Annotated in this window: 18 protein-coding genes; 10 read left to right on the forward strand and 8 right to left on the reverse strand. The window is 59.5% G+C overall.

The genetic code is table 11. From position 1 onward, the window contains the following. On the reverse strand, positions 1 to 447 hold the full coding sequence (locus GS620_RS15410) for an Rrf2 family transcriptional regulator (protein WP_170346430.1): 447 nt from the start codon (positions 445 to 447) through the stop codon (positions 1 to 3). Positions 448 to 540: 93 nt separating this feature from the next. Between GS620_RS15410 and GS620_RS15415 the strand changes: the two genes are divergently transcribed. Continuing rightward, the gene (locus GS620_RS15415; protein ID WP_171616749.1) at positions 541 to 1,110 is read left to right on the forward strand and encodes a gamma-glutamylcyclotransferase family protein; all 570 of its coding nucleotides are present in this window, start codon (positions 541 to 543) and stop codon (positions 1,108 to 1,110) included. Between the two features lie 50 nt (positions 1,111 to 1,160). Here GS620_RS15415 and gltX read toward each other — a convergent pair whose 3' ends face one another. Together gltX and GS620_RS15425 are read right to left on the reverse strand one after the other, a co-directional pair. Continuing rightward, a complete protein-coding gene (gltX, locus tag GS620_RS15420) occupies positions 1,161 to 2,486 on the reverse strand; it encodes a glutamate--tRNA ligase (RefSeq protein ID WP_171119648.1) in 1,326 nt (441 codons plus the stop codon). Positions 2,487 to 2,561: 75 nt separating this feature from the next. Next, a complete protein-coding gene (locus GS620_RS15425; RefSeq protein WP_171206006.1) occupies positions 2,562 to 2,996 on the reverse strand; it encodes a DUF1801 domain-containing protein in 435 nt (144 codons plus the stop codon). A 116-nt stretch (positions 2,997 to 3,112) separates the two neighbouring features. Between GS620_RS15425 and GS620_RS15430 the strand changes: the two genes are divergently transcribed. Continuing rightward, entirely contained in the window at positions 3,113 to 4,045 is a 933-nt protein-coding gene (locus GS620_RS15430; protein WP_171616751.1) for an MBL fold metallo-hydrolase, read from the forward strand. 4 nt (positions 4,046 to 4,049) lie between these two features. On the opposite strand, the gene GS620_RS15435 is transcribed toward GS620_RS15430, so the two are convergent. The 3 genes from GS620_RS15435 to GS620_RS15445 form a co-directional block, all read right to left on the reverse strand. Next, complete coding sequence (locus tag GS620_RS15435; protein ID WP_171616753.1) at positions 4,050 to 5,381, reverse strand: FAD-binding oxidoreductase; 1,332 nt, start codon at positions 5,379 to 5,381, stop codon at positions 4,050 to 4,052. Between the two features lie 136 nt (positions 5,382 to 5,517). Then, positions 5,518 to 5,793 carry a hypothetical protein gene (locus GS620_RS15440; RefSeq protein ID WP_171616755.1) on the reverse strand — a complete coding sequence of 92 codons (276 nt, stop codon included), beginning with the start codon at positions 5,791 to 5,793 and terminating at the stop codon, positions 5,518 to 5,520. 260 nt (positions 5,794 to 6,053) lie between these two features. Then, complete coding sequence (locus tag GS620_RS15445; protein ID WP_171616757.1) at positions 6,054 to 7,712, reverse strand: NAD+ synthase; 1,659 nt, start codon at positions 7,710 to 7,712, stop codon at positions 6,054 to 6,056. Positions 7,713 to 7,865: 153 nt separating this feature from the next. Between GS620_RS15445 and GS620_RS15450 the strand changes: the two genes are divergently transcribed. Continuing rightward, positions 7,866 to 9,347 carry a 2-isopropylmalate synthase gene (locus GS620_RS15450; protein WP_171616759.1) on the forward strand — a complete coding sequence of 494 codons (1,482 nt, stop codon included), beginning with the start codon at positions 7,866 to 7,868 and terminating at the stop codon, positions 9,345 to 9,347. 4 nt (positions 9,348 to 9,351) lie between these two features. Here the strand turns inward: GS620_RS15450 and GS620_RS15455 are convergent, their stop codons facing one another. Beyond that, complete coding sequence (locus GS620_RS15455; RefSeq protein WP_171206011.1) at positions 9,352 to 10,017, reverse strand: SDR family NAD(P)-dependent oxidoreductase; 666 nt, start codon at positions 10,015 to 10,017, stop codon at positions 9,352 to 9,354. Positions 10,018 to 10,305: 288 nt separating this feature from the next. On the opposite strand from GS620_RS15455, the gene GS620_RS15460 reads away from it, so the two are divergent. Next, a complete protein-coding gene (locus GS620_RS15460; protein WP_171119655.1) occupies positions 10,306 to 11,874 on the forward strand; it encodes a 2-isopropylmalate synthase in 1,569 nt (522 codons plus the stop codon). A gap of 177 nt (positions 11,875 to 12,051) precedes the next feature. Here GS620_RS15460 and GS620_RS15465 read toward each other — a convergent pair whose 3' ends face one another. Further along, complete coding sequence (locus GS620_RS15465; RefSeq protein ID WP_171616761.1) at positions 12,052 to 12,837, reverse strand: 23S rRNA (adenine(2030)-N(6))-methyltransferase RlmJ; 786 nt, start codon at positions 12,835 to 12,837, stop codon at positions 12,052 to 12,054. 155 nt (positions 12,838 to 12,992) lie between these two features. On the opposite strand from GS620_RS15465, the gene GS620_RS15470 reads away from it, so the two are divergent. Genes GS620_RS15470 through GS620_RS15495 form a run of 6 tightly spaced genes read left to right on the forward strand, consistent with a single transcriptional unit; the run spans position 12,993 to position 19,560 of the window. Continuing rightward, on the forward strand, positions 12,993 to 14,039 hold the full coding sequence (locus tag GS620_RS15470; RefSeq protein ID WP_039523195.1) for a rod shape-determining protein: 1,047 nt from the start codon (positions 12,993 to 12,995) through the stop codon (positions 14,037 to 14,039). Between the two features lie 59 nt (positions 14,040 to 14,098). Next, a complete protein-coding gene (gene mreC, locus GS620_RS15475; protein WP_170346418.1) occupies positions 14,099 to 15,001 on the forward strand; it encodes a rod shape-determining protein MreC in 903 nt (300 codons plus the stop codon). After that, positions 14,994 to 15,530, forward strand: a complete 537-nt coding sequence (locus GS620_RS15480) for a rod shape-determining protein MreD (protein WP_171616763.1) — start codon at positions 14,994 to 14,996, stop codon at positions 15,528 to 15,530. The genes mreC and GS620_RS15480 overlap by 8 nt, the downstream gene beginning before the upstream one ends. Beyond that, complete coding sequence (gene mrdA / locus GS620_RS15485) at positions 15,527 to 17,476, forward strand: penicillin-binding protein 2 (RefSeq protein WP_171331337.1); 1,950 nt, start codon at positions 15,527 to 15,529, stop codon at positions 17,474 to 17,476. Before GS620_RS15480 ends, mrdA begins: the two co-directional genes overlap by 4 nt. Beyond that, positions 17,473 to 18,612, forward strand: a complete 1,140-nt coding sequence (gene rodA, locus GS620_RS15490) for a rod shape-determining protein RodA (protein ID WP_171206015.1) — start codon at positions 17,473 to 17,475, stop codon at positions 18,610 to 18,612. Before mrdA ends, rodA begins: the two co-directional genes overlap by 4 nt. 15 nt (positions 18,613 to 18,627) lie before the next feature. After that, positions 18,628 to 19,560: a glyoxylate/hydroxypyruvate reductase A gene (locus GS620_RS15495; protein WP_171616765.1), complete on the forward strand. Its 933-nt coding sequence runs from the start codon at positions 18,628 to 18,630 to the stop codon at positions 19,558 to 19,560. The last annotated feature ends 2 nt before the right edge of the window (positions 19,561 to 19,562 follow it).

Raw genomic sequence — 19,562 nt, forward strand, 5'->3', positions numbered from 1 at the left:
TCAGCGCACGCAGGCCACGGGCTGCAAGAGCCTCAGCAGCGGATCATTGTCACATACCAGCGCATCCAGGGTAACATCGTCCAGGGACGCATAGAACACCTCTGCCGCGTCCTGAAGCGCAAGCCTCAGCCGGCAGGCATCCGTGAGCGGGCACGTGTTGTCAGCGTCGGCGAAACACTCGGCAATGGGCAAAGCCCCTTCAACATGCCGGAACACCGCACCGATGCGTATCTGATCCGCAGGGCGCGCCAGCGACATGCCACCGTTTCGACCGCGCTGCGTGCTCAGATAGTTCAGCTGGCTCAGCTGATTGATCACCTGCGCCAGATGGTTTTCCGAAATGTTGCACACTTCGGCGATTTCGGATTTCGTGACCAGCCTGTCCGGGTGAGCTGCGCAATACATCAACAGGCGCACAGCGATATTCGTCCTTTTGGTAATCCGCATGAGGGCCTCCCTAAATTCAAGATGCAACCTTATTGCATGTCCGGGAAAAAAGCGGTTTGACATACATCAATCGACCCAAAGGACACTTCTTGGATGGCCGACCCCTATTTCTTTGGCTATGGCAGCCTCGTGAACCTCGCGACGCATGATTTCCCCGATCCGCGCCCCGCGCGACTGAAGGGTTGGCGGCGGGCCTGGCGGCATACCGATCTGCGACCCGTGGCGTTTCTGACTGCCGTGCCCGACCCGAAGTCAGAGATCGAAGGTATGATTGCGCATGTTCCCAATAATGACTGGGCCGCGCTGGATGAACGGGAATGGGCGTATGACCGAATTCCCGCAACGCAGTCGGTTTCACATCCCCTGACGCACGACGTCGAAATAGCTGTCTACGCCGTCCCGCAGGATCGGCACAACCAGCCCAGCAATCACCACCCGTTGCTGCTCAGCTATATCGATGTTGTCGTGCAGGGTTACTTGCGGGCATTCGGCGAAGACGGCGCGGATCGATTCTTTGAGACGACAACAGGCTGGGACGCCCCGATCGTGAATGATCGCGCCGAACCGCGTTATCCACGCCATCAGCAACTCAAACCTGTCGAACGTGATTTTGTCGATGACCGCCTGACAAGATTGTCGGTTCGGTTCGTACAGCCGGCATAAAAAAAGGGCCACGCCGATGACGTGGCCCAGAAAATTGGTGTGCCACCACGTTAGCCGCGCGCGCGGATCACCTGTAGCAACGGCATCAGCGCAGCCATTTCCGGGCCGCGCTCCATGCCGGTCAACGCTTTGCGCAGTGGCATGAACAGGCCTTTGCCCTTGCGACCGGTTGCCTCTTTCACGGCTTTGGTCCAAGTGCCCCACGTGTCACCATCGAAGGGACCTTCGGGCAGCAAAGCCATCGCCTGGGCAATGAATTCCCGATCTTCATCGGCGATCAAGGGATCGGCCCCGTCACGGCACAGCTCCCACCAGCCCTTGAGATCGGCCAGGGTGGTGATGTTTTCGCGGGCCATAGCCCAGAAAGGTTCTGCCAATTCATCTGGAACACCGGCATCCGCAACGGCACTGGCCACCTCGGACAGCGGCAGCGATTGCAAATGCCTGGCGGTCAGCGGGAACAGGTCCTGTACATCGAACTTGGTCGGCGCGGCGCCAAACCGGTTTACATCGAACCCTTCGATCAGCTCGGCCATTTCCGAGCGCAGCTCAACCGGATCAGACGAGCCCAGACGCGCCATAAGGCTCAGCAATGCCATCGGTTGCACACCCTGTTCGCGAAGATCGCGCAAGGCCAGCGTGCCCAGCCGTTTCGACAATGCCTCGCCCTGCGGACCAGTCAGCAGAGAATGGTGGGCAAAGCGTGGACAACGCCCGCCCAGCGCCTCGATGATCTGGATCTGCGTCGCCGTGTTGGTCACATGGTCCGAACCCCGTACAACATCCGTCACGCCCATTTCAGTATCATCCACAACCGACGCAATCGTATAGAGAACCTGACCATCGCCACGGATCAGAACCGGATCGGAAACCGAAGCCGCATCAATCGAGATGTCGCCAAGAATGCCGTCATTCCATTCGATACGTTCATGATCCAGCTTGAAGCGCCAGACGCCGTTGCCACGTTCGGCGCGCAGCTTCTCTTTCTCGGCCTCCGACAGGTTCAGCGCAGCGCGGTCATAGACCGGCGGCTTGCCCATGTTCAGTTGCTTCTTGCGTTTCAGATCCAGCTCGGTCGGCGTTTCGAACGCTTCGTACAAACGACCCATCGCGCGCAGCTTGTCGGCCGCTTCGGCATAGCGGTCCAGACGGTCCGACTGACGCTCGACCCGGTCCCAATGCAAACCCAGCCATTCCAGGTCCTGCTTGATGGCATCGACATATTCTTCTTTCGACCGCTCGGGGTCGGTATCATCGATGCGCAGGATAAACGTACCGCCTGCCTTGCGGGCAATCAGATAGTTCATCAGGGCGGTGCGCAGGTTGCCCACATGGATGTAACCGGTGGGCGACGGGGCGAAACGGGTGGTTGTCATGGGTGTCTCCTGTTGGCGCGGCTCTTGTCACATGGGGGCGTTTTTGTCCAGCCGCCGCTTGATCCATCAGGTGATTCAGAAAGGTTTCACCGGCCACACCCTGTCGAGGTCGTCCAGTCCGGCGCGAATGAGTTCGCGCAAAACGCCCGTGTCGATATCCGCCAGTTTGTTGACGTAAAGACAGGACTTGCCCAACTTGTGCTTTCCCAATCTGGCCATGAGATCCGCAAAATCTGCGTAACCCGGCATGATGTAAATCACCAAAGCTGATTTGCGCGGCGAAAAACCGGTTGCCAGAAAGACCCCTTCACGACCCGATTTGTAGCGATAGTGGTAGCGGCCATACCCGACGATCGACGGGCCCCACATGACCGGGCTAAACCCGGTGGTGGCGCGAAACAATTTGTCAAGCTGGTGCGCGTCTTCAGCACGGCGCGCCGGTTGAACCGTTCTCAGGAAATTCTCGACGCTTTGATCTGTCGGAACTGTCTTGTTGTCTGATCGCGCCATGAACAAAAATTAACACGTATTATTCATCCATGCACCCCATCTGAATGGCGTATAAACTGGCAGGAGACTCTCGACGCCCTAACTGCAACAATGATGTCCTGACAGGGAGAACGAAGATGACAATAAAACTTTCACGCCGCGCCGCTTTGGGAAGTGCCGCCGCCTTGCCGTTTGCAGCTGCGGCCGCACCGGTTCTGGCCGCCAGCCCGGAAACCAAAGCAAACTCGACAATCGCCAGGTCATTTCATATTGGCGATTTCACGGTCACGACCCTGCTGGATGGCAGCTTTCCACGCGACGGAGCCAAAGAGATTTTTGGGGGCGGAGCGACGGACGAAGAATTTGCCAAGGTTTCGGCTGAAAACTTCATTCCGGCAGACGTCGCACAGTTTTTCTTTACCCCCTCACTGGTCAACACGGGATCAGAGCTGGTTCTGTTTGATACCGGTCTGGGGCAAGGTGGCATACAGGCCGCGCTGGCAGATGCGGGCGTGACCCCGGATCAGATCGATGTGGTCGTGATAACGCATATGCACCCTGACCATATCGGTGGCATGACCACCGAAGGCGCGCCCACCTTCGCCAATGCGCGCTACGTGACGGCTTCTCCGGAATATGATTTCTGGGCTGCGCAGGACGCAGGCAATCGTGTGGGCGATCTGGTCGCTGAAAAAGTCACACCTTTGGCCGAGAAAATGACCTTTGTCGAAGACGGGGGCGAGGTTGCCTCGGGCATTACCGCAGTGGCCGCTTATGGCCACACACCGGGCCACACGGTCTACCATTTGGAAAGCAACGGGCAACGTCTGGTGCTGACGGCGGATCTGGCCAACCACTATGTCTGGTCTTTCGCCAATCCAGAATGGGAAGTCCGGTTTGACATGGACAAGGCCGCAGCCACTGCCGCACGCCGCGATGTTCTTGGCATGCTGGCTGCCGACAAGGTGCCTATGGTCGGCTATCACATGCCCTTCCCCGGCGCCGGGTATGTTGAGACCCGTGGAGAAGGCTTTCGCTTTGTCCCGGTTAGCTACCAGATGATGGGCTGAGCGTTCAGTACCCCGGATCCGGCCGCACTATTGAACCGTCACTGAACCGCGACAAGCGAAAGGCGGCCGGGTCCACGCAAGCCGTTGTTTCGGCAACCAGATCAGCCATCAGCCGCCCCGCCCCGGGGCCGATTCCAAAGCCATGGCCTGAAAACCCCGTGGCAATGTACATTCCCGGCAGATCATCCACGCCCGAGATGACGGGAATCGCATCCGGCGTCACATCGATCATACCTGCCCAGCTTTGTACGATCTCGCCTGTTTGCACAGCGGGGTATCCCTTGCATGCACTGGCCCAGGCGCGTCGCAACGTTTTTTGAGACGGCTCAGGGTCTAGGATCCGGCACTTTTCGAACGGCGTCACATCGGTTGGCAGCCATCTCCGGTCCTGTTGTGCTTCGATCGTCCAGCGTTTGGACAGGCGAAAGCGCAGAGATTTCCACTCCTGCACAAAAGCCGGCAGAAACTGCATCGCCAATCGAAAGCTGTCCGGCACGATGTCCACGGTATTCTCATGGCCGGAGGCAATTGTGTAACCGCCATCGGCCCGTTTTCGGATCGCAAAGTCATCCGACCACAACGACGTCTCGGGCCCCTCTGCGACGGGGGATGTGCGCAGGACCGTATTCAGAACCTTCAGCTGCGGCAGTTCGATCCCCGCATTGCCTGCAAACAGGCGCGACCACGCGCCCCCGGCCAGAACGACGCGGCCGCTGGCAACTTTGCCGCGCTCGGTGAAAACACCGGCGATACGTCCAGCCTGAACGTCCAAACTGCGCACGGCGCAGTTCGTCATGATCACCGCGCCCCGAGCCCGCGCAGCTTCGGCAATGGCGGGGGCTGTCCATTGAGGTTCGGCACGACCGTCCTGCGGCATGTACAAAGCGGATTCAAAGCCCGATTGGTTGCCGTGCAAAAGGTCTGCCAACTCACCGCCAAAAACCATCCGCGCGCCGGTCTGCAATCCTTCGACATGGTGCAGCCAACGTTCCATGTTGCCGGTATCCCGCCTGCCGGATGCGCCAAAAAGGATACCGGATCGGGTGTAACCTGTCTTGCGGTCCAGCCGGTCATCGAGCGTCTGCCAGATGCGCAACGATTCCTGCATCAGGGGTATCTCTCTTGGGTCCCGCATCCCAAGACGGACCCAGCCCCAATTGCGTGAACTTTGTTCGGCTGCAATCTGCCCTTTTTCGCACACAAGAACCGAAGCGCCCCGCTCTGCCAGTTCCAATGCGGTTGAAACGCCGATGATTCCGCCGCCGATGACCACGACATCAACGGTTTTGGGCAGGGCAAGATCAGGTTCTACAGGAGTCGGTTTGGGCGCGGTCATCAATAGGCCTTACTCTGTCGCTTGGACCGCTATGGAGACCAAAAGACAAAGCATGGGCAATACAAACTGCCACCGCAACATAAGATTTTCGGCATCTGTGACCCAGACGCCTGAGGTTAAAAGCGCGGGCCGAAGGTTACGCTGCGCCGGACAGTTCCGCCCATTTCTGGCGCAAGATCGCGGACAACCGGTTTTCCTTCAGCGCCGCTTGCGCGGATGCGTCTTCCTGAGGAAGCAATTGCGGAAACTCTGGCCGCAACATGGCCGCTTTCTGATCTTCCGACTGCCGCTGCTCATTCAACAGATCGGCAATTGCTGCATCCAGCTTTTTTTCATCCAATTCTTGCGGCGGAGATTCCATTGTGCGCCATTTCAAAGGCGCATGAAGCGATTTTTCATAATCCTCGTACATTTTAACACCAAACCATTCACTCAGACATCCAACCCCGGATACGCTGCGTTCGCCACATTCGGCCCTCGCCATCAACGACAATGCGTCGCATCCGCCCCACATTGGGCAACTTCCAAGCAAAAATGTGTCAGAAAAATGTCACCCAAGCAAGCCAGGGATGGCCTTTTTCGCCCGGTTGCACGGGCTTTGCCCCTCGATCAGGGAACAATGCAAAGCACCGAAACTTCACTGTTTCCGATCTGACGAGTTTGGCTTCGATTTCAGTGACGATCACGCCAGCGATTTACGATCGGGTACCGCCGGTCCAGCCAGAATGCCCGCTTACTCAAGCGCGTGCCCGGAGCGGACTGGAACCGTTTGTACTCGCTGATATAGATCAGGTGCTCGACCTTTCGCGCGTCCGCCTCGTCAAATCCGGCGGCGACGCAATCCGCGATGGAGCCATCCTGATCGACCAGAATGTCAAGTATCGCGTCCAGTACGGGATAGTCCGGCAGGCTGTCACTGTCCTTCTGATCTTCGCGCAGTTCGGCGCTGGGGGGTTTGTCGATGACGGACGGGCGAATGACCTCTCCGTCAGGCCCCATCATCCAGTCTCGATTGTTGGCGTTGCGCCAGCGGCAGGTTTCGAACACGCGGGTCTTGTACAGATCCTTGATCGGGTTGTAGCCGCCATTCATGTCGCCATAGATCGTGGCATAGCCCACCGCAACCTCGGACTTGTTGCCGGTGGTCAACAGCATTTCACCAAACTTGTTCGAGATCGCCATCAGCAAAAGCCCGCGCAGGCGCGACTGAATGTTCTCCTCGGTCAAGCCTTCGTCCAACCCCGCAAATAGCGGAGCGAGCGTGTTGGTGACGGCAGCCCGGCTTTCCGAAATCGGCACATGGTCATAGTGCACACCCAGCGCCTTGGCGACGGCTTCGGCATCGTCCAATGACGCTTGGCTGGTATATTCCGACGGCAACATCACGCAGCGAACATTGTCGGCCCCGATGGCATCCACCGCGATGGTCGCCACCAACGCGGAATCGATCCCTCCGGACAGTCCCAGAACTGCCTTTTTGAAACCGGTCTTGCCCATATAGTCCCGCAGGGATTGCACCATCGCGCGGTAATCCTGCTCCCACACATCCGGCTGGGGCACGATTTCTGCCGGCACAATGCGCCAGCCATCATCGCCGCGCTCAAGATCCACCTGAGAAACCACTTCGTCGAATACCGGCATCCTGAAGGCCAGCTCTCCGCCCGGGTTGAGACCGAAGCTGGCGCCGTCAAAGACCTGATCGTCCTGCCCGCCGACCATGTTCAGGTAGATCAGCGGCAGGCCCGTTTCGACCACGCGCGCGACCATATGGTTCAGACGTACATCGTATTTGTTCCGGAAATAGGGCGACCCATTGGGGATCAGCAGAAACTCGGCCCCGGTTTCCTCAAGCGTTTCCGCCACATCCGGGTGCCAGCCATCCTCGCAGATGGGACTGCCGATCCGGAAGTTGCCAACCGAATACGGACCGCCCAGAGGACCGGCATCATACAGGCGTACTTCGTCGAAAACAGTCTCATTCGGCAGGTGGTGCTTCAGAACCTTGCTGGTGATCCGCCCCCCCTTCAGGATCAGATAGGCATTGTACAACTTGCCATCATCGACCCACGGACCACCCAGGGCAATCGCGGGCCCATCGGCGCATTTCGCCGCCAGAGACTCGACCGCATCCATGGCCGCGCGATGAAATACCGGCTTCAGCACCAGATCCTGCGTGTTGTATCCGGTGATGAACATCTCGGGGAACGCCACCAGATCGGCCCCCGCCGCCTTGCCCTGTTCCCACGCGGCAACGACCTTGGCCGCATTGCCGTCGATATCCCCTAAGGTCGGGTTCAGTTGCGCCAGAGTGATGCGGAAACGGTCGGCCATGCTGCCCTCTTGCCTCGTCAGTCCTATTGCCATTTAGCAGATCATCGCGCGAGTAAAAGGCCAATGCGGCAAAACCCGTTGCCCTGCCCGCGACGGTACCCTAGTTTTGCGCCCAGGGATGCAACCAACGATGATCCGGCAGGCAGGACCAAAATGAACGTGATCCGAAACTCAATTGGGGCTGTGGCCATGAGCCTGGCAGCTGCGACCGCTTTTGCACAGGACGGCACGATTATCGTCAAGGATGACGAAGTGGGCGGCGTCTACGAGGGCACTTATGAGAATGGCCTGCGCCACGGGACGGGTACGTATCGGCTGCCCAACGGGTTCGAATACACCGGCCAGTGGGTGGAAGGCGAAATTCAGGGCCAGGGCGTCACCAAGTACCCGGATGGATCGGTTTATGAAGGCGCGTTCGTCAAAGGTCAGCCGGAAGGGCGCGGCAAGATCGTTTACGCCAATGGCAGCAGCTATGATGGAGAATGGTCCAACGGATCCATCAACGGCACGGGCGTCGCTGAATTTGCCAATGGCTCGCGATATGAGGGTGAGTTCAGGAACGCACAACGGCACGGCAAGGGAAAACTGACCTTTCCCGACGGATATGTCTACGATGGCGACTGGGTGGACGGTCAGCGGCAAGGCAAGGCCACGATCACCTATGTCGATGGCAGCGTTTACGAAGGCGATGTCAACGCCGGCTTGCGCGATGGCACGGGCACCCAGACAATGCCTGACGGAATGGTATACGAAGGCGAATGGACGCAGGACCAGATCACCGGGACAGGTCGCCTGACCTATGCCAATGGCGATGTTTATGAAGGCAAGCTTGTGCAGGGGCGCCGTCAGGGCAAAGGCAAAGTAACTCACGCGTCAGGGGACGTCTACGAGGGCGATTTTGTCGATGATCGCCGCCATGGCACAGGCACGTTCACCGGAACCGATGGTTTTGTGTACACCGGCGACTGGAACCAGGGTCAGATAGAAGGCCTGGGTGAGCTGACCTATCCCGACGGTTCGGTCTATGTGGGCGATTTCGTGGCCGATCTGGCGGAAGGAAACGGCCGCATCACCTATCCCGACGGCTCCACTTACGAGGGTGAGTGGATCGCCGGCGTCATCGAAGGCCAGGGTACGGCGACCTATGCCACCGGCATGATCTACAAGGGCCAGTTCAAAAACGCGCAAAGCCACGGCAAGGGTGTGATGACCCGCGCGGACGGTTCGATCTATGACGGAGACTGGGTCAACGGGGTTCGTCAGGGAAAAGGCAAGGCGACCTACTCTGACGGCACGGTATACACCGGGGATTTCGTGAACGGTAAGCGCCACGGCAAAGGAGAAATCGTGACCCCTGCCGGGTTCAAGTATGTCGGCGACTGGTCCGAAGGCAAAATCAACGGCGAAGGCATAGCGACCTATTCGAACGGCGACGTCTATGAGGGCAACTTTGTCGACAACAAAAGGCAGGGCAGCGGAACCATGCGCTATGCCAACGGGCAAGAAGAAACCGGTATCTGGGAAAACGGTGTTTTGCCAAATCAAACCCAGGACCAGCAGGGCGGCGTAGACGCTCCGGCACAGCAGACAGACCCGGACTCAGAGACGGCACAGCCAGATCCGTCTGGCGAATGATCGCTCACCAGGGAACTGGTTTTCCGGCCCAGTCAAAGAACCCACCGGTATCCGCCGGGCGCAACCCGCCGATCACGGACATCAGGTTGCGCGCGGCTTCACCGGGTTCAACGGCAGGATGCCGTCCCAGATATTTCCGAGTAAACTCTGTCTTGACCGTGCCGGGATGCAGCGCAACACATATCGCCTGTTTATGGGTCCGGGCCAATTCAATTGCCGAAGTATGGACGATTTGATTGACCGCGGCCTTGGCCGCGCGGTAGCTGATCCAGCCGCCCATCCGATTGTCGCCAATGGACCCGACCCGCGCGGACAATACAGCAAATACGGAACGCCGATATCGCGGCAACAACTGATGGGCCCGGCTTAGCACCAACGCCGGACCAACGGCATTCAGAGCAAACTGGTCCATCATTGCCCTTGCCGAAACAGATCGAATGGTCTTTTCGGGCGCATTGCCTGAAATTTCCAGCGCCCCGGAAGCGACGAGAACAAGATCGAACGGGCCCGATAGGCGATCAAGCATCCGGCTTGCTCGATCTGGCTCCATCAGATCGAACCCCTCGACAGAGCGCGAGAGGCACGTCACCGCAACGCCCTGTGCCTCCAATTGCTCGCGTACGGCCGCACCAATCCCGCCGGACGCACCAATGATCAAAGCAGTATCCATCTGCGACCAGCTAGCGGCATGGACGGATCAATCAAGGGACGGGAATTTCCAACCCCGTACACCGCAACTTGTCGAAAATTGGTTCTTTTCATTCCCGGCGGCGTCTGTATAACCTCAAACCCATGATCAACTGCGCAGATATCCCTTTTGCCAAAGCCGCCCCTCACGGCGCGGTTCTGCGTGGCCTACTGATCCTAATCCGCCTCTGAGCGTGCCATCCGGCGCGCCCGCTCAGAGGAGGACGCCAGCGCGCCAACAGGCTTTAGGACAGACAAGAAAGAGATTCCCATGACCAACGTGACCGACCAAGACCGCGTCTTGATCTTTGATACCACTTTGCGCGACGGCGAGCAGAGCCCCGGCGCGACCATGACCCACGACGAAAAGCTCGAGATTGCCGAACTGTTGGATGACATGGGCGTCGACATCATCGAAGCGGGTTTTCCGATCGCATCCGAAGGTGACTTCAAAGCGGTGTCCGAGATCGCACAACGATCGAAAAACAGCCGCATCTGCGGTCTGGCCCGCGCCAATTTCGCCGATATCGACCGCTGCTGGGAGGCGGTCAAACACGCGGAACAGAACCGCATTCACACATTCATCGGCACCTCTCCGCTGCACCGCGCCATTCCGAACCTGACACAGGACGAGATGGCTGACAAAATTCACGAAACGGTCAGCCACGCGCGCAACCTGTGCGAAAACGTGCAGTGGTCGCCGATGGACGCGACCCGGACCGAGTGGGATTACCTGTGCCGCGTCATCGAAATCGCGATCAAGGCCGGGGCAACCACCATCAACATCCCCGACACCGTGGGATATACTGCGCCTCTGGAATCCGCTGACCTGATCAAACGCCTGATCGAAACGGTTCCGGGCGCAGATGAGGTGATCTTCGCCACCCATTGTCACAACGACCTCGGCATGGCGACAGCGAATTCGCTGGCGGCGGTCATCGGTGGCGCACGCCAGATCGAATGCACCATCAACGGCCTGGGCGAACGCGCCGGCAACACCGCCCTGGAAGAGGTCGTAATGGCTATGCGCACGCGCAATGACATCATGCCCTTCCACACCGGGATCGACACGACCAAGATCATGCATATCTCGCGCCGGGTCGCTACGGTGTCGGGCTTCAACGTTCAGTTCAACAAGGCCATCGTCGGCAAGAACGCGTTTGCCCACGAAAGCGGCATCCATCAGGACGGCATGCTCAAGAACCGCGACAATTTCGAGATCATGCGCCCCGAGGATATCGGCCTGTCGGGCACATCCCTGCCTCTGGGCAAGCACTCGGGCCGCGCGGCTCTGCGCGACAAACTGGAAACGCTGGGCTTTGAAGTTGGCGACAATCAACTCAAAGACATCTTCGTGCGGTTCAAGGATCTGGCGGACCGCAAGAAAGAAGTGTTCGACGACGATCTCATTGCGCTGATGACGTTGGACGAGGCGGACGACTATCTGCAATTGGTGTCGATGAAAGTCACCTGCGGCACCGGCGGGCAGGCGGAATCGACGGTTGAGCTGGAAGTCGACGGCAAGGACGTCATCGCAACTGAACATGGCGACGGGCCGGTAGACGCGACCTTCAAGGCAATCCGTGCGATTCACCCCAACACGGCCCGTTTGCAGCTGTATCAGGTTCATGCGGTGACCGAAGGCACCGATGCGCAGGCCACGGTTTCGGTCAGGCTGGAAGAAGATGGCATGATCGCCACGGGTCAGTCGGCGAACACGGATACCGTCGTGGCTTCGGCCAAAGCCTATATCCACGCGCTGAACCGCCTGATCGTGCGCCGGGAAAAGACCGGCCCGGGCGCGGATGCCCGCGAAATCAGCTACAAAGACCTGACCTGATCCAAAGTGGCGCGGTGAGGGGCTCCCGCACCTGCGGTTGCCCGGCTGCGCCGAGCACCCTTGCAGCTTTGGGCCCGGCAGCGCGCCTGCGGCGCGCTGCCGGGCCCAACATATTTGACTGCATCTCTGATGCAGGCAAACAGGGCGGGAGTATCGGTTGCATTTCTTTGGCTGACCTCAGAGGCTTGCAAATAGCTGCGACAGGCGTGTCGTTTCTTCCTCAATGCCGAATGGTGCGTTCAGAATGAACATCCCTGATCCCACCATCCGATGCCCCTCGCGCACCGGTGGAAATGTCACCTCATGACAAATAGCCTTGGGGAAGTTTTGCGCTTCAAGCGTCACGATCATCCGTGCGTGGCGTTTGTCCGACAACACCGGGTACCACAGCGCGATCACCCCGACATTCCATTTCCGGTGCAGTTTGGCAATCACTCCGGGCAGTCGATCGTAATCGGTCTTCACCTCATAGCTTGGGTCAATCAGCAAAAGCCCCCGTCGCGGCGTCGGAGGCATCAGGGATTGCACCAGTTCAAACCCGTCCTGCCGATACACCTTCGCCCCGAACGGTGACATTGCCAAAGACAGCGCGGCATGTTCCTGGGGGTGCAGCTCGGCAAAATGCAGACTGTCCTGATCCCTCAACAGATGTGCTGCAATCATCGGCGACCCCGGATAGGCCGCGTCGCCGTGCCGGGCCTGTATGTTTTTCAGAACCCGCGCCATCGGATGCCCGGGGCCGAACCACCCTTCTCGTTTCGCGCGCTCGATTCCCGCCGCCGCCTCGCCCGTCCGCATGGATTCGTCCGCGTCCAACTGGTACAGCCCCCGCCCGGAATGCGTTTCGACATAGCTGAGCGGCTTGTCCTTCTGCGTCAAATAATTCAGCACCCAGGCCAGCAATGCGTGCTTTTGGACATCAGCCAGATTCCCGGCGTGGTAAATGTGTTGATAAGAGAGCATTTTGCCTTCTAAAGTCCCATTCAATAAGGCGGAAAGGTGCTGATTGTCGCGGAATCAGCCCTTTTACCGGGCGTGATGGCACCCTATAAGTCATCCGTCCCGGAACCGTCGAGTCGCGGGCAGTAGAAAAACCGACATACAGGATCAGGGGAAACATGGGGATCTTTGGCAATCTGGGCGGCCTGTTCACAGCGGACATGGCCATCGACCTTGGAACGGCGAACACGCTGGTTTACGTCAAGGGGCGCGGTGTCATCCTGTCTGAGCCTTCGGTCGTAGCCTATCACGTCAAGGACGGCGTGAAGAAAGTTCTGGCTGTCGGCGAAGATGCCAAGCTGATGCTGGGCCGGACGCCCGGTTCGATCGAAGCCATCCGCCCCATGCGCGAAGGTGTGATTGCTGACTTCGATACAGCCGAAGAAATGATCAAGCACTTCATCCGCAAGGTTCACAAGCGTTCGACTTTCTCGAAGCCCAAGATCATCGTCTGCGTCCCCCATGGCGCGACACCCGTTGAAAAGCGAGCGATCCGTCAGTCGGTTCTGTCCGCTGGTGCCCGCCGCGCCGGCCTGATCGCCGAACCGATCGCCGCCGCCATCGGCGCGGGCATGCCGATCACCGACCCGACCGGCAACATGGTCGTCGACATCGGCGGTGGTACAACCGAAGTGGCGGTTCTGTCGCTGGGCGACATCGTCTATGCCCGCTCGGTCCGTGTTGGTGGTGACCGCATGGATGAAGCCATCATCTCGTACCTGCGTCGCCAGCAGAACCTGCTGGTCGGTGAATCCACTGCCGAGCGGATCAAGACGACAATTGGCACGGCGCGGATGCCTGATGATGGCCGCGGCCAGTCGATGCATATCCGGGGTCGTGACCTGTTGAACGGCGTACCCAAGGAAATCGAGATCAGCCAGGCCCAGGTCGCCGAGGCGCTGTCGGAACCCGTCCAGCAGATCTGCGAAGCGGTGATGACTGCGCTGGAAACCACTCCGCCCGATCTGGCCGCCGATATCGTGGACCGGGGCGTGATGTTGACCGGCGGTGGCGCGCTTCTGGGTGATCTGGATCTGGCCCTGCGCGAACAGACAGGCCTGGCCGTGTCCATCGCGGACGAAAGCCTGAATTGTGTGGCTTTGGGCACCGGCAAGGCGCTAGAATACGAAAAACAGCTGCGCCACGCGATTGACTACGAAAGCTGAGGCGCGCACCTTTCAGGGGGCAGTCTGAATTCGGCACGAGCAGCACGGGAAGGTAACCTGTGGCAAAAGACCGATCACAGCGCGATGACTACACGACCCCTCTGCGCCGCTTGTTGCTGGGGATCGTCATCCTGTGCTTGCTGGGCATCTTTCTAGTCTGGCGGATCGACAGCCCGCGCGTCGAGCGGTTCCGCGCGCAGGTGGTGGACGCAGTCGTACCGTCGATGGATTGGGCCATGGTGCCGGTGACTGCCGCTGTGAACCTTGTGCGTGATTTCCAAAGCTACCAGCGTCTGAGCGAGCAGAATCGCGAGCTGCGCAGCGAACTGCGCCTGATGCGTGCCTGGAAAGAGGCCGCACTGCAATTGGAGCAGGAAAATGCGCGGCTGTTGGATCTGAACAATGTCCGCCTCGACCCGCGCCTGACATACATCACGGGTGTTGTGATGGCCGACAGCGGGTCACCCTTCCGGCAGTCCGTCCTGTTGAATGTGGGGGAACGCGACGGGATCGTTGATGGCTGGGCCACGATGGATGGCATCGGGCTGGTGGGCCGAATTTCCGGCGTCGGGCCAGATACGGCTCGGGTGATCCTGGTGACGGATGCCACCAGCGCCATTCCGGCAACGATTCAGCCTTCTGGCCAGACCGCGTTGATCAAAGGAGACAATACTCCGGCCCCAGTGGTCGAATTCCTGGAAAACCGAGAGCTGGTCCGCCCCGGTGATCGGGTGATCACATCCGGCGACGGTGGCGTTTTTCCGGCAGGCCTTTTGATCGGCCAGATCGCCGCGGATCCGGGCGGCCGTCTGCGCGTTCGCCTTTCAGCGGATTTTGAACGGCTCGAGTTTCTTCGCGTTCTGCGCTTCCATTCGCCCCCGCCAATTCAAGATCCGGGTGGGATCGTCGGGCCAACTCGGCCCGAAACTGCGCTTGTACCGGATGAGGTCAGCGATGGATAGGCCCGCCTCATACAACTGGGCAATGCGCGGCCTTTACGTTGCGCTGGCCTTTGTCGTGCTGTTCATGCACTTGCTGCCGCTCGATGCGCAACCGGATCGCTGGCCTTTTCCTGATGTGTTGGTTGCGCTGACCTTTGCCTGGGTATTGCGGCGCCCCGATTATGTGCCCACCGTGTTGGTCGCGTTTGTCATGCTGATGGCGGATCTGTTGCTGCAACGCCCGCCGGGCCTTCTGGCCGCGCTGGTGGTGTTTGGCACAGCCTATCTGCGCTCTGCCGCTCCGGGTATGAAGGACACCGGATTTGTCGGTGAATGGATGTCCGTCGGTGTGGTGATTGCCATGGTGTTTTTGATCAACCGAGTCGTTCTGTCGATCTTGTCGGTGCAGCAGGCCGCTTTGTGGCCAGTCGTGATTCAACTTGTGCTGACAATCGCCTTCTACCCGATCATCGTGCTGTTGAGCCAAAGCGTATTTGGCGTCCACCGCCTGTCTGCTTCGGATGCTGGAGCCGTAGGGGGCGGAGCATGAAACAACGCAAACCCAAGTCGCAGGGCCTTGCCTATAAACGCCTGCCACGCCGGGCGCTGCTGCTGGGCGGTTTGCAGGCGGCTTTTATCGGCGGGCTGGCCGCACGGATGCGTTTCATGCAGGTGGATCAGGCCGACGAATACCGCCTGCTGGCCGAAGAAAACCGCATCAACATTCGACTGATCCCGCCAACCCGTGGACGTATCTATGATCGCAACGGGCAGATCATCGGTCAGAACTCACCATCCTATCGCATCGTCATCGTGCGTGAAGACGCAGGCGACGTCGACAAGGTGATTGCCAAATTGTCGGAACTCATCCCGCTGAACGACGATGAGATCGAACGCGCCCGGACCGAAATGCGCCGATCAGCGCCGTTCCTGCCGGTCACTCTGGCGGATCAGGTCACTTGGGAAGACATCTCGAAAGTCGCAGTCAATGCCCCGGCCCTTCCGGGTGTGACGCCCGAGGTCGGTCTGACACGGCAATACCCGCGCTATGAGGATTTCGCCCATATCGTCGGCTATGTCGGCCCGGTCAGCGACTACGATCTCAGCAAGCTCGAAGACCCCGAGCCGGTTTTGCGAATTCCCAGGTTTCAGATTGGCAAGGTCGGGTTGGAAGCCAAGCAGGAAACAGCCCTGCGTGGCAAAGCCGGCGCAAAGCGTGTCGAAGTCAATGCCACAGGGCGCGTCATGCGCGAGCTGGACCGGCAGGAAGGTCAGCCGGGTGCGGACTTGCAATTGGCGATCGATGCCGACCTGCAACAATATGCGCAAGCGCGGCTGGCAGGTGAAAGCGCGGCTGCAATTGTTCTGGATTGCGAAACCGGGGACCTGCGCGCTGTCAGCTCTACACCCAGTTTCGATCCTAATCTGTTTGTGCGCGGTATCTCGGTCGCTGATTATCGGGCATTGACGGGGGACAAGTATCGCCCTCTGGCCAACAAGTCCGTACAAGGCACTTATCCTCCGGGGTCGACGTTCAAGATGGTCACCGCATTGGCCGCGCTGGAGGCCGGCGTGATAGGCCCTGGAAACACAGTGTATTGCCCCGGACATCTGAAGGTCGGCAGCCGCAGGTTCCACTGCTGGAAGCGCGGCGGGCATGGTACGGTCGATCTGAACCTGTCGCTTAAACGCAGCTGCGACGTCTATTACTACGACGTGGCTTTGCGGGTCGGGATCGACAAGATATCCGAAATGGCCCGTACATTGGGGCTGGGCGTCAAGCACGATATTCCGATGTCGGCGGTTGCCGCTGGACTTGCCCCCAACCAGGAATGGAAGCAGCGGACACACGGTCAGGATTGGCTGGTGGGCGACACGGCCAACGCGTCCATCGGGCAAGGGTTCATGCTGGCATCACCGCTTCAACTGGCCGTCATGACGGCTCGTATCGCCACCGGCCGATCTGTGACACCGCGCCTTGTACGATCGATCGACGGTGTCGAGCAGCCTTCGGGCGCAGGGGAACCGCTGGACATCAACGCCTACAATCTGGAACAGGTGCGCAAGGCCATGTACTCGGTCTCGAATGATCGGCGGGGGACGGCCTATCGCAGTCGCATCATCGCAGACGAGTTCCGCATGGCCGGCAAAACCGGCACCAGCCAGGTCCGCAACATCACTAAGGCCGAGCGTGCCGCCGGCGTTATACGCAACGAAGACCTGCCATGGGAACGTCGCGACCACGCCTTGTTCGTCTGCTTCGCGCCCTATGACAATCCGAAATACGCGGTTGCCGTGGTCGTTGAACATGGCGGCGGCGGGTCCAAGGCGGCGGCACCGGTCGCCCGCGATATCATGCTTCAGGCGCTCTATAACGGTACTCCGCCGCTTGAAGCATATCCGGTTGCCGACCGCGAGCGCATCAAGGAACAGCAAAAACGGCTCGAGGGCGACCGTCGCCCCAAAGCGCGTCCCGATGGAAAGGACCGCGCATGAGCTATCTTGAATATGCCGTGAAATCCACGCCGTCGGGGTTTCGGAAATTCCTGTACATGAACTGGCCGCTGACCCTGTTGCTGATCAGCACGGCCAGCGCAGGGTTCCTGATGCTGTATTCGGTTGCAGGCGGGTCGTGGACACCCTGGGCAGAACCGCAGATGGAGCGGTTTGGGCTTGGCCTGATCGCGATGTTCATCATTGCTTTGGTTCCGATCTGGTTCTGGCGCAACATGTCCGTGCTGGCCTATCTCGGGTCGGTTGCGTTGCTGGTCTTCGTGGAATTGTTCGGCACCATCGGCATGGGTGCGCAGCGTTGGATCGACCTTGGGTTCATGCGCCTGCAACCCTCAGAAGTCATGAAGGTGGCCCTGGTCATGGTTCTGGCGGCATATTACGACTGGCTGCCATCGCACAAGACGTCGCGCCCTCTGTGGGTCTTTATTCCCGTGGCCCTGATTGTCCTACCAACCCTGCTGGTTCTGAAGCAGCCGGATCTCGGCACGTCGATCCTGCTGTTGGCTGCCGGTGGCGGGCTGATGTTTCTTGCGGGTGTCCACTGGGCTTACTTTGCAGCCGTCATTGCCGCCGTCGTGGGCCTGATCGCCGCCGTGTTCAACAGTCGCGGGACCGAATGGCAGTTGCTCAAGGATTATCAGTTCCGCCGGATCGACACGTTTCTTGACCCTTCTACCGATCCTTTGGGTGCCGGATATCACATCACGCAATCCAAGATCGCCCTTGGTTCCGGCGGCTGGAACGGGCGCGGTTTCATGCAGGGTACGCAATCCCGGCTGAACTTCCTGCCCGAGAAACACACCGATTTCATCTTCACCACCCTCGCAGAGGAGTTCGGGTTTGTCGGTGGCATCACGCTCTTGATTCTCTATGCCCTGATCCTTGTGTTCTGCATGGCGACCGCACTGGCCACCAAGGATCGGTTCTCGTCACTGGTTACTCTGGGCATCGCGCTGAACTTCTTCTTGTTCTTTGCCGTCAACATGTCGATGGTGATGGGCATGGCACCGGTTGTGGGCGTCCCTCTGCCAATGGTCAGCTATGGCGGATCGGCCATGCTGGTGCTGATGGCCGCGTTCGGCATCGTCCAAAGCGCTCATATCCATCGTCCCCGCTGATCTGAAAGGCCCCCGATGCCCGTAAACGTTCTGTTTTCCGCGCGCCCTGCCCTGTGGCCCGTCTATGAACCGCTGCTCACTCGATACCTTGCGGAAGCCGGCGTTGAGGCGCGGCTCGGTACGGAATTTGACCCGGATCAGGTCGATTACGTTGTCTACGCTCCGAATGGCGGGTTACTGGATTTTTCGCCCTTTACACGCCTGAAGGCGGTTCTGAGCCTCTGGGCCGGGGTTGAAAAGATCGCGGACAATGACACGCTGACCGTCCCCTTGGCGCGAATGGTGGATCACGGGCTGACGCAGGGTATGACCGAATGGGTGGTGGGCCATGTGCTGCGCTATCATCTGGGAATGGATCGCCACATCACCATCCAGGATGGCGTCTGGGCCCCGGATGCCCCGCCTTTGGCGCAAGAGCGCAAAGTGTGCATTCTGGGCCTCGGCGCATTGGGCGAAGCCGCGGCCCGCGCCCTGGCCTCGCTGAATTTCACGGTCACAGGCTGGAGCCGCACCGCCAAGGACATCCCCGGCGTAACCTGCCTGCATGGTCCTGACGGTCTGCGTGAGGCGCTTTCCCGGGCCGAGATACTGGTTCTGCTACTGCCTGACACCGCTGCCACCGAAAACGCGTTGAATGCTGAAACGCTGGCCCTGCTGCCCAAGGGCGCGCGGATCATCAACCCGGGTCGCGGACCCCTGATCGATGACGATGCGCTGCTGGATGCCTTGAACGCGGGTCAGGTCGGTCACGCGACGCTGGATGTGTTCCGGGTCGAGCCCCTGCCCCCCGATCATCCGTATTGGGCACATCCGAACGTGACGGTGACCCCTCATATCGCGTCCGAGACCCGCCCGGTCACGGCCGCGCAGGTCATTTGCGAAAACATCCGGCGTGGCGAAGCCGGAGAGCCCTTCGTGCACCTGGTGGATCGCGCTTTGGGCTACTGATT

The organism is Ruegeria sp. HKCCD6428 (assembly GCF_013110595.1).
In the GTDB taxonomy this organism is placed as follows: domain Bacteria; phylum Pseudomonadota; class Alphaproteobacteria; order Rhodobacterales; family Rhodobacteraceae; genus Ruegeria.

What these genes read in the sequence shown, in the direction of transcription:
- GS620_RS15410 (WP_170346430.1), bottom strand. Translation starts at nt 447, where the DNA reads ATGCGGATTACCAAAAGGACGAATATCGCTGTGCGCCTGTTGATGTAT.
- GS620_RS15415 (WP_171616749.1), top strand. Translation starts at nt 541, where the DNA reads ATGGCCGACCCCTATTTCTTTGGCTATGGCAGCCTCGTGAACCTCGCG.
- gltX (WP_171119648.1), bottom strand. Translation starts at nt 2,486, where the DNA reads ATGACAACCACCCGTTTCGCCCCGTCGCCCACCGGTTACATCCATGTG.
- GS620_RS15425 (WP_171206006.1), bottom strand. Translation starts at nt 2,996, where the DNA reads ATGGCGCGATCAGACAACAAGACAGTTCCGACAGATCAAAGCGTCGAG.
- GS620_RS15430 (WP_171616751.1), top strand. Translation starts at nt 3,113, where the DNA reads ATGACAATAAAACTTTCACGCCGCGCCGCTTTGGGAAGTGCCGCCGCC.
- GS620_RS15435 (WP_171616753.1), bottom strand. Translation starts at nt 5,381, where the DNA reads ATGACCGCGCCCAAACCGACTCCTGTAGAACCTGATCTTGCCCTGCCC.
- GS620_RS15440 (WP_171616755.1), bottom strand. Translation starts at nt 5,793, where the DNA reads ATGTACGAGGATTATGAAAAATCGCTTCATGCGCCTTTGAAATGGCGC.
- GS620_RS15445 (WP_171616757.1), bottom strand. Translation starts at nt 7,712, where the DNA reads ATGGCCGACCGTTTCCGCATCACTCTGGCGCAACTGAACCCGACCTTA.
- GS620_RS15450 (WP_171616759.1), top strand. Translation starts at nt 7,866, where the DNA reads ATGAACGTGATCCGAAACTCAATTGGGGCTGTGGCCATGAGCCTGGCA.
- GS620_RS15455 (WP_171206011.1), bottom strand. Translation starts at nt 10,017, where the DNA reads ATGGATACTGCTTTGATCATTGGTGCGTCCGGCGGGATTGGTGCGGCC.
- GS620_RS15460 (WP_171119655.1), top strand. Translation starts at nt 10,306, where the DNA reads ATGACCAACGTGACCGACCAAGACCGCGTCTTGATCTTTGATACCACT.
- GS620_RS15465 (WP_171616761.1), bottom strand. Translation starts at nt 12,837, where the DNA reads ATGCTCTCTTATCAACACATTTACCACGCCGGGAATCTGGCTGATGTC.
- GS620_RS15470 (WP_039523195.1), top strand. Translation starts at nt 12,993, where the DNA reads ATGGGGATCTTTGGCAATCTGGGCGGCCTGTTCACAGCGGACATGGCC.
- GS620_RS15480 (WP_171616763.1), top strand. Translation starts at nt 14,994, where the DNA reads ATGGATAGGCCCGCCTCATACAACTGGGCAATGCGCGGCCTTTACGTT.
- mrdA (WP_171331337.1), top strand. Translation starts at nt 15,527, where the DNA reads ATGAAACAACGCAAACCCAAGTCGCAGGGCCTTGCCTATAAACGCCTG.
- rodA (WP_171206015.1), top strand. Translation starts at nt 17,473, where the DNA reads ATGAGCTATCTTGAATATGCCGTGAAATCCACGCCGTCGGGGTTTCGG.
- GS620_RS15495 (WP_171616765.1), top strand. Translation starts at nt 18,628, where the DNA reads ATGCCCGTAAACGTTCTGTTTTCCGCGCGCCCTGCCCTGTGGCCCGTC.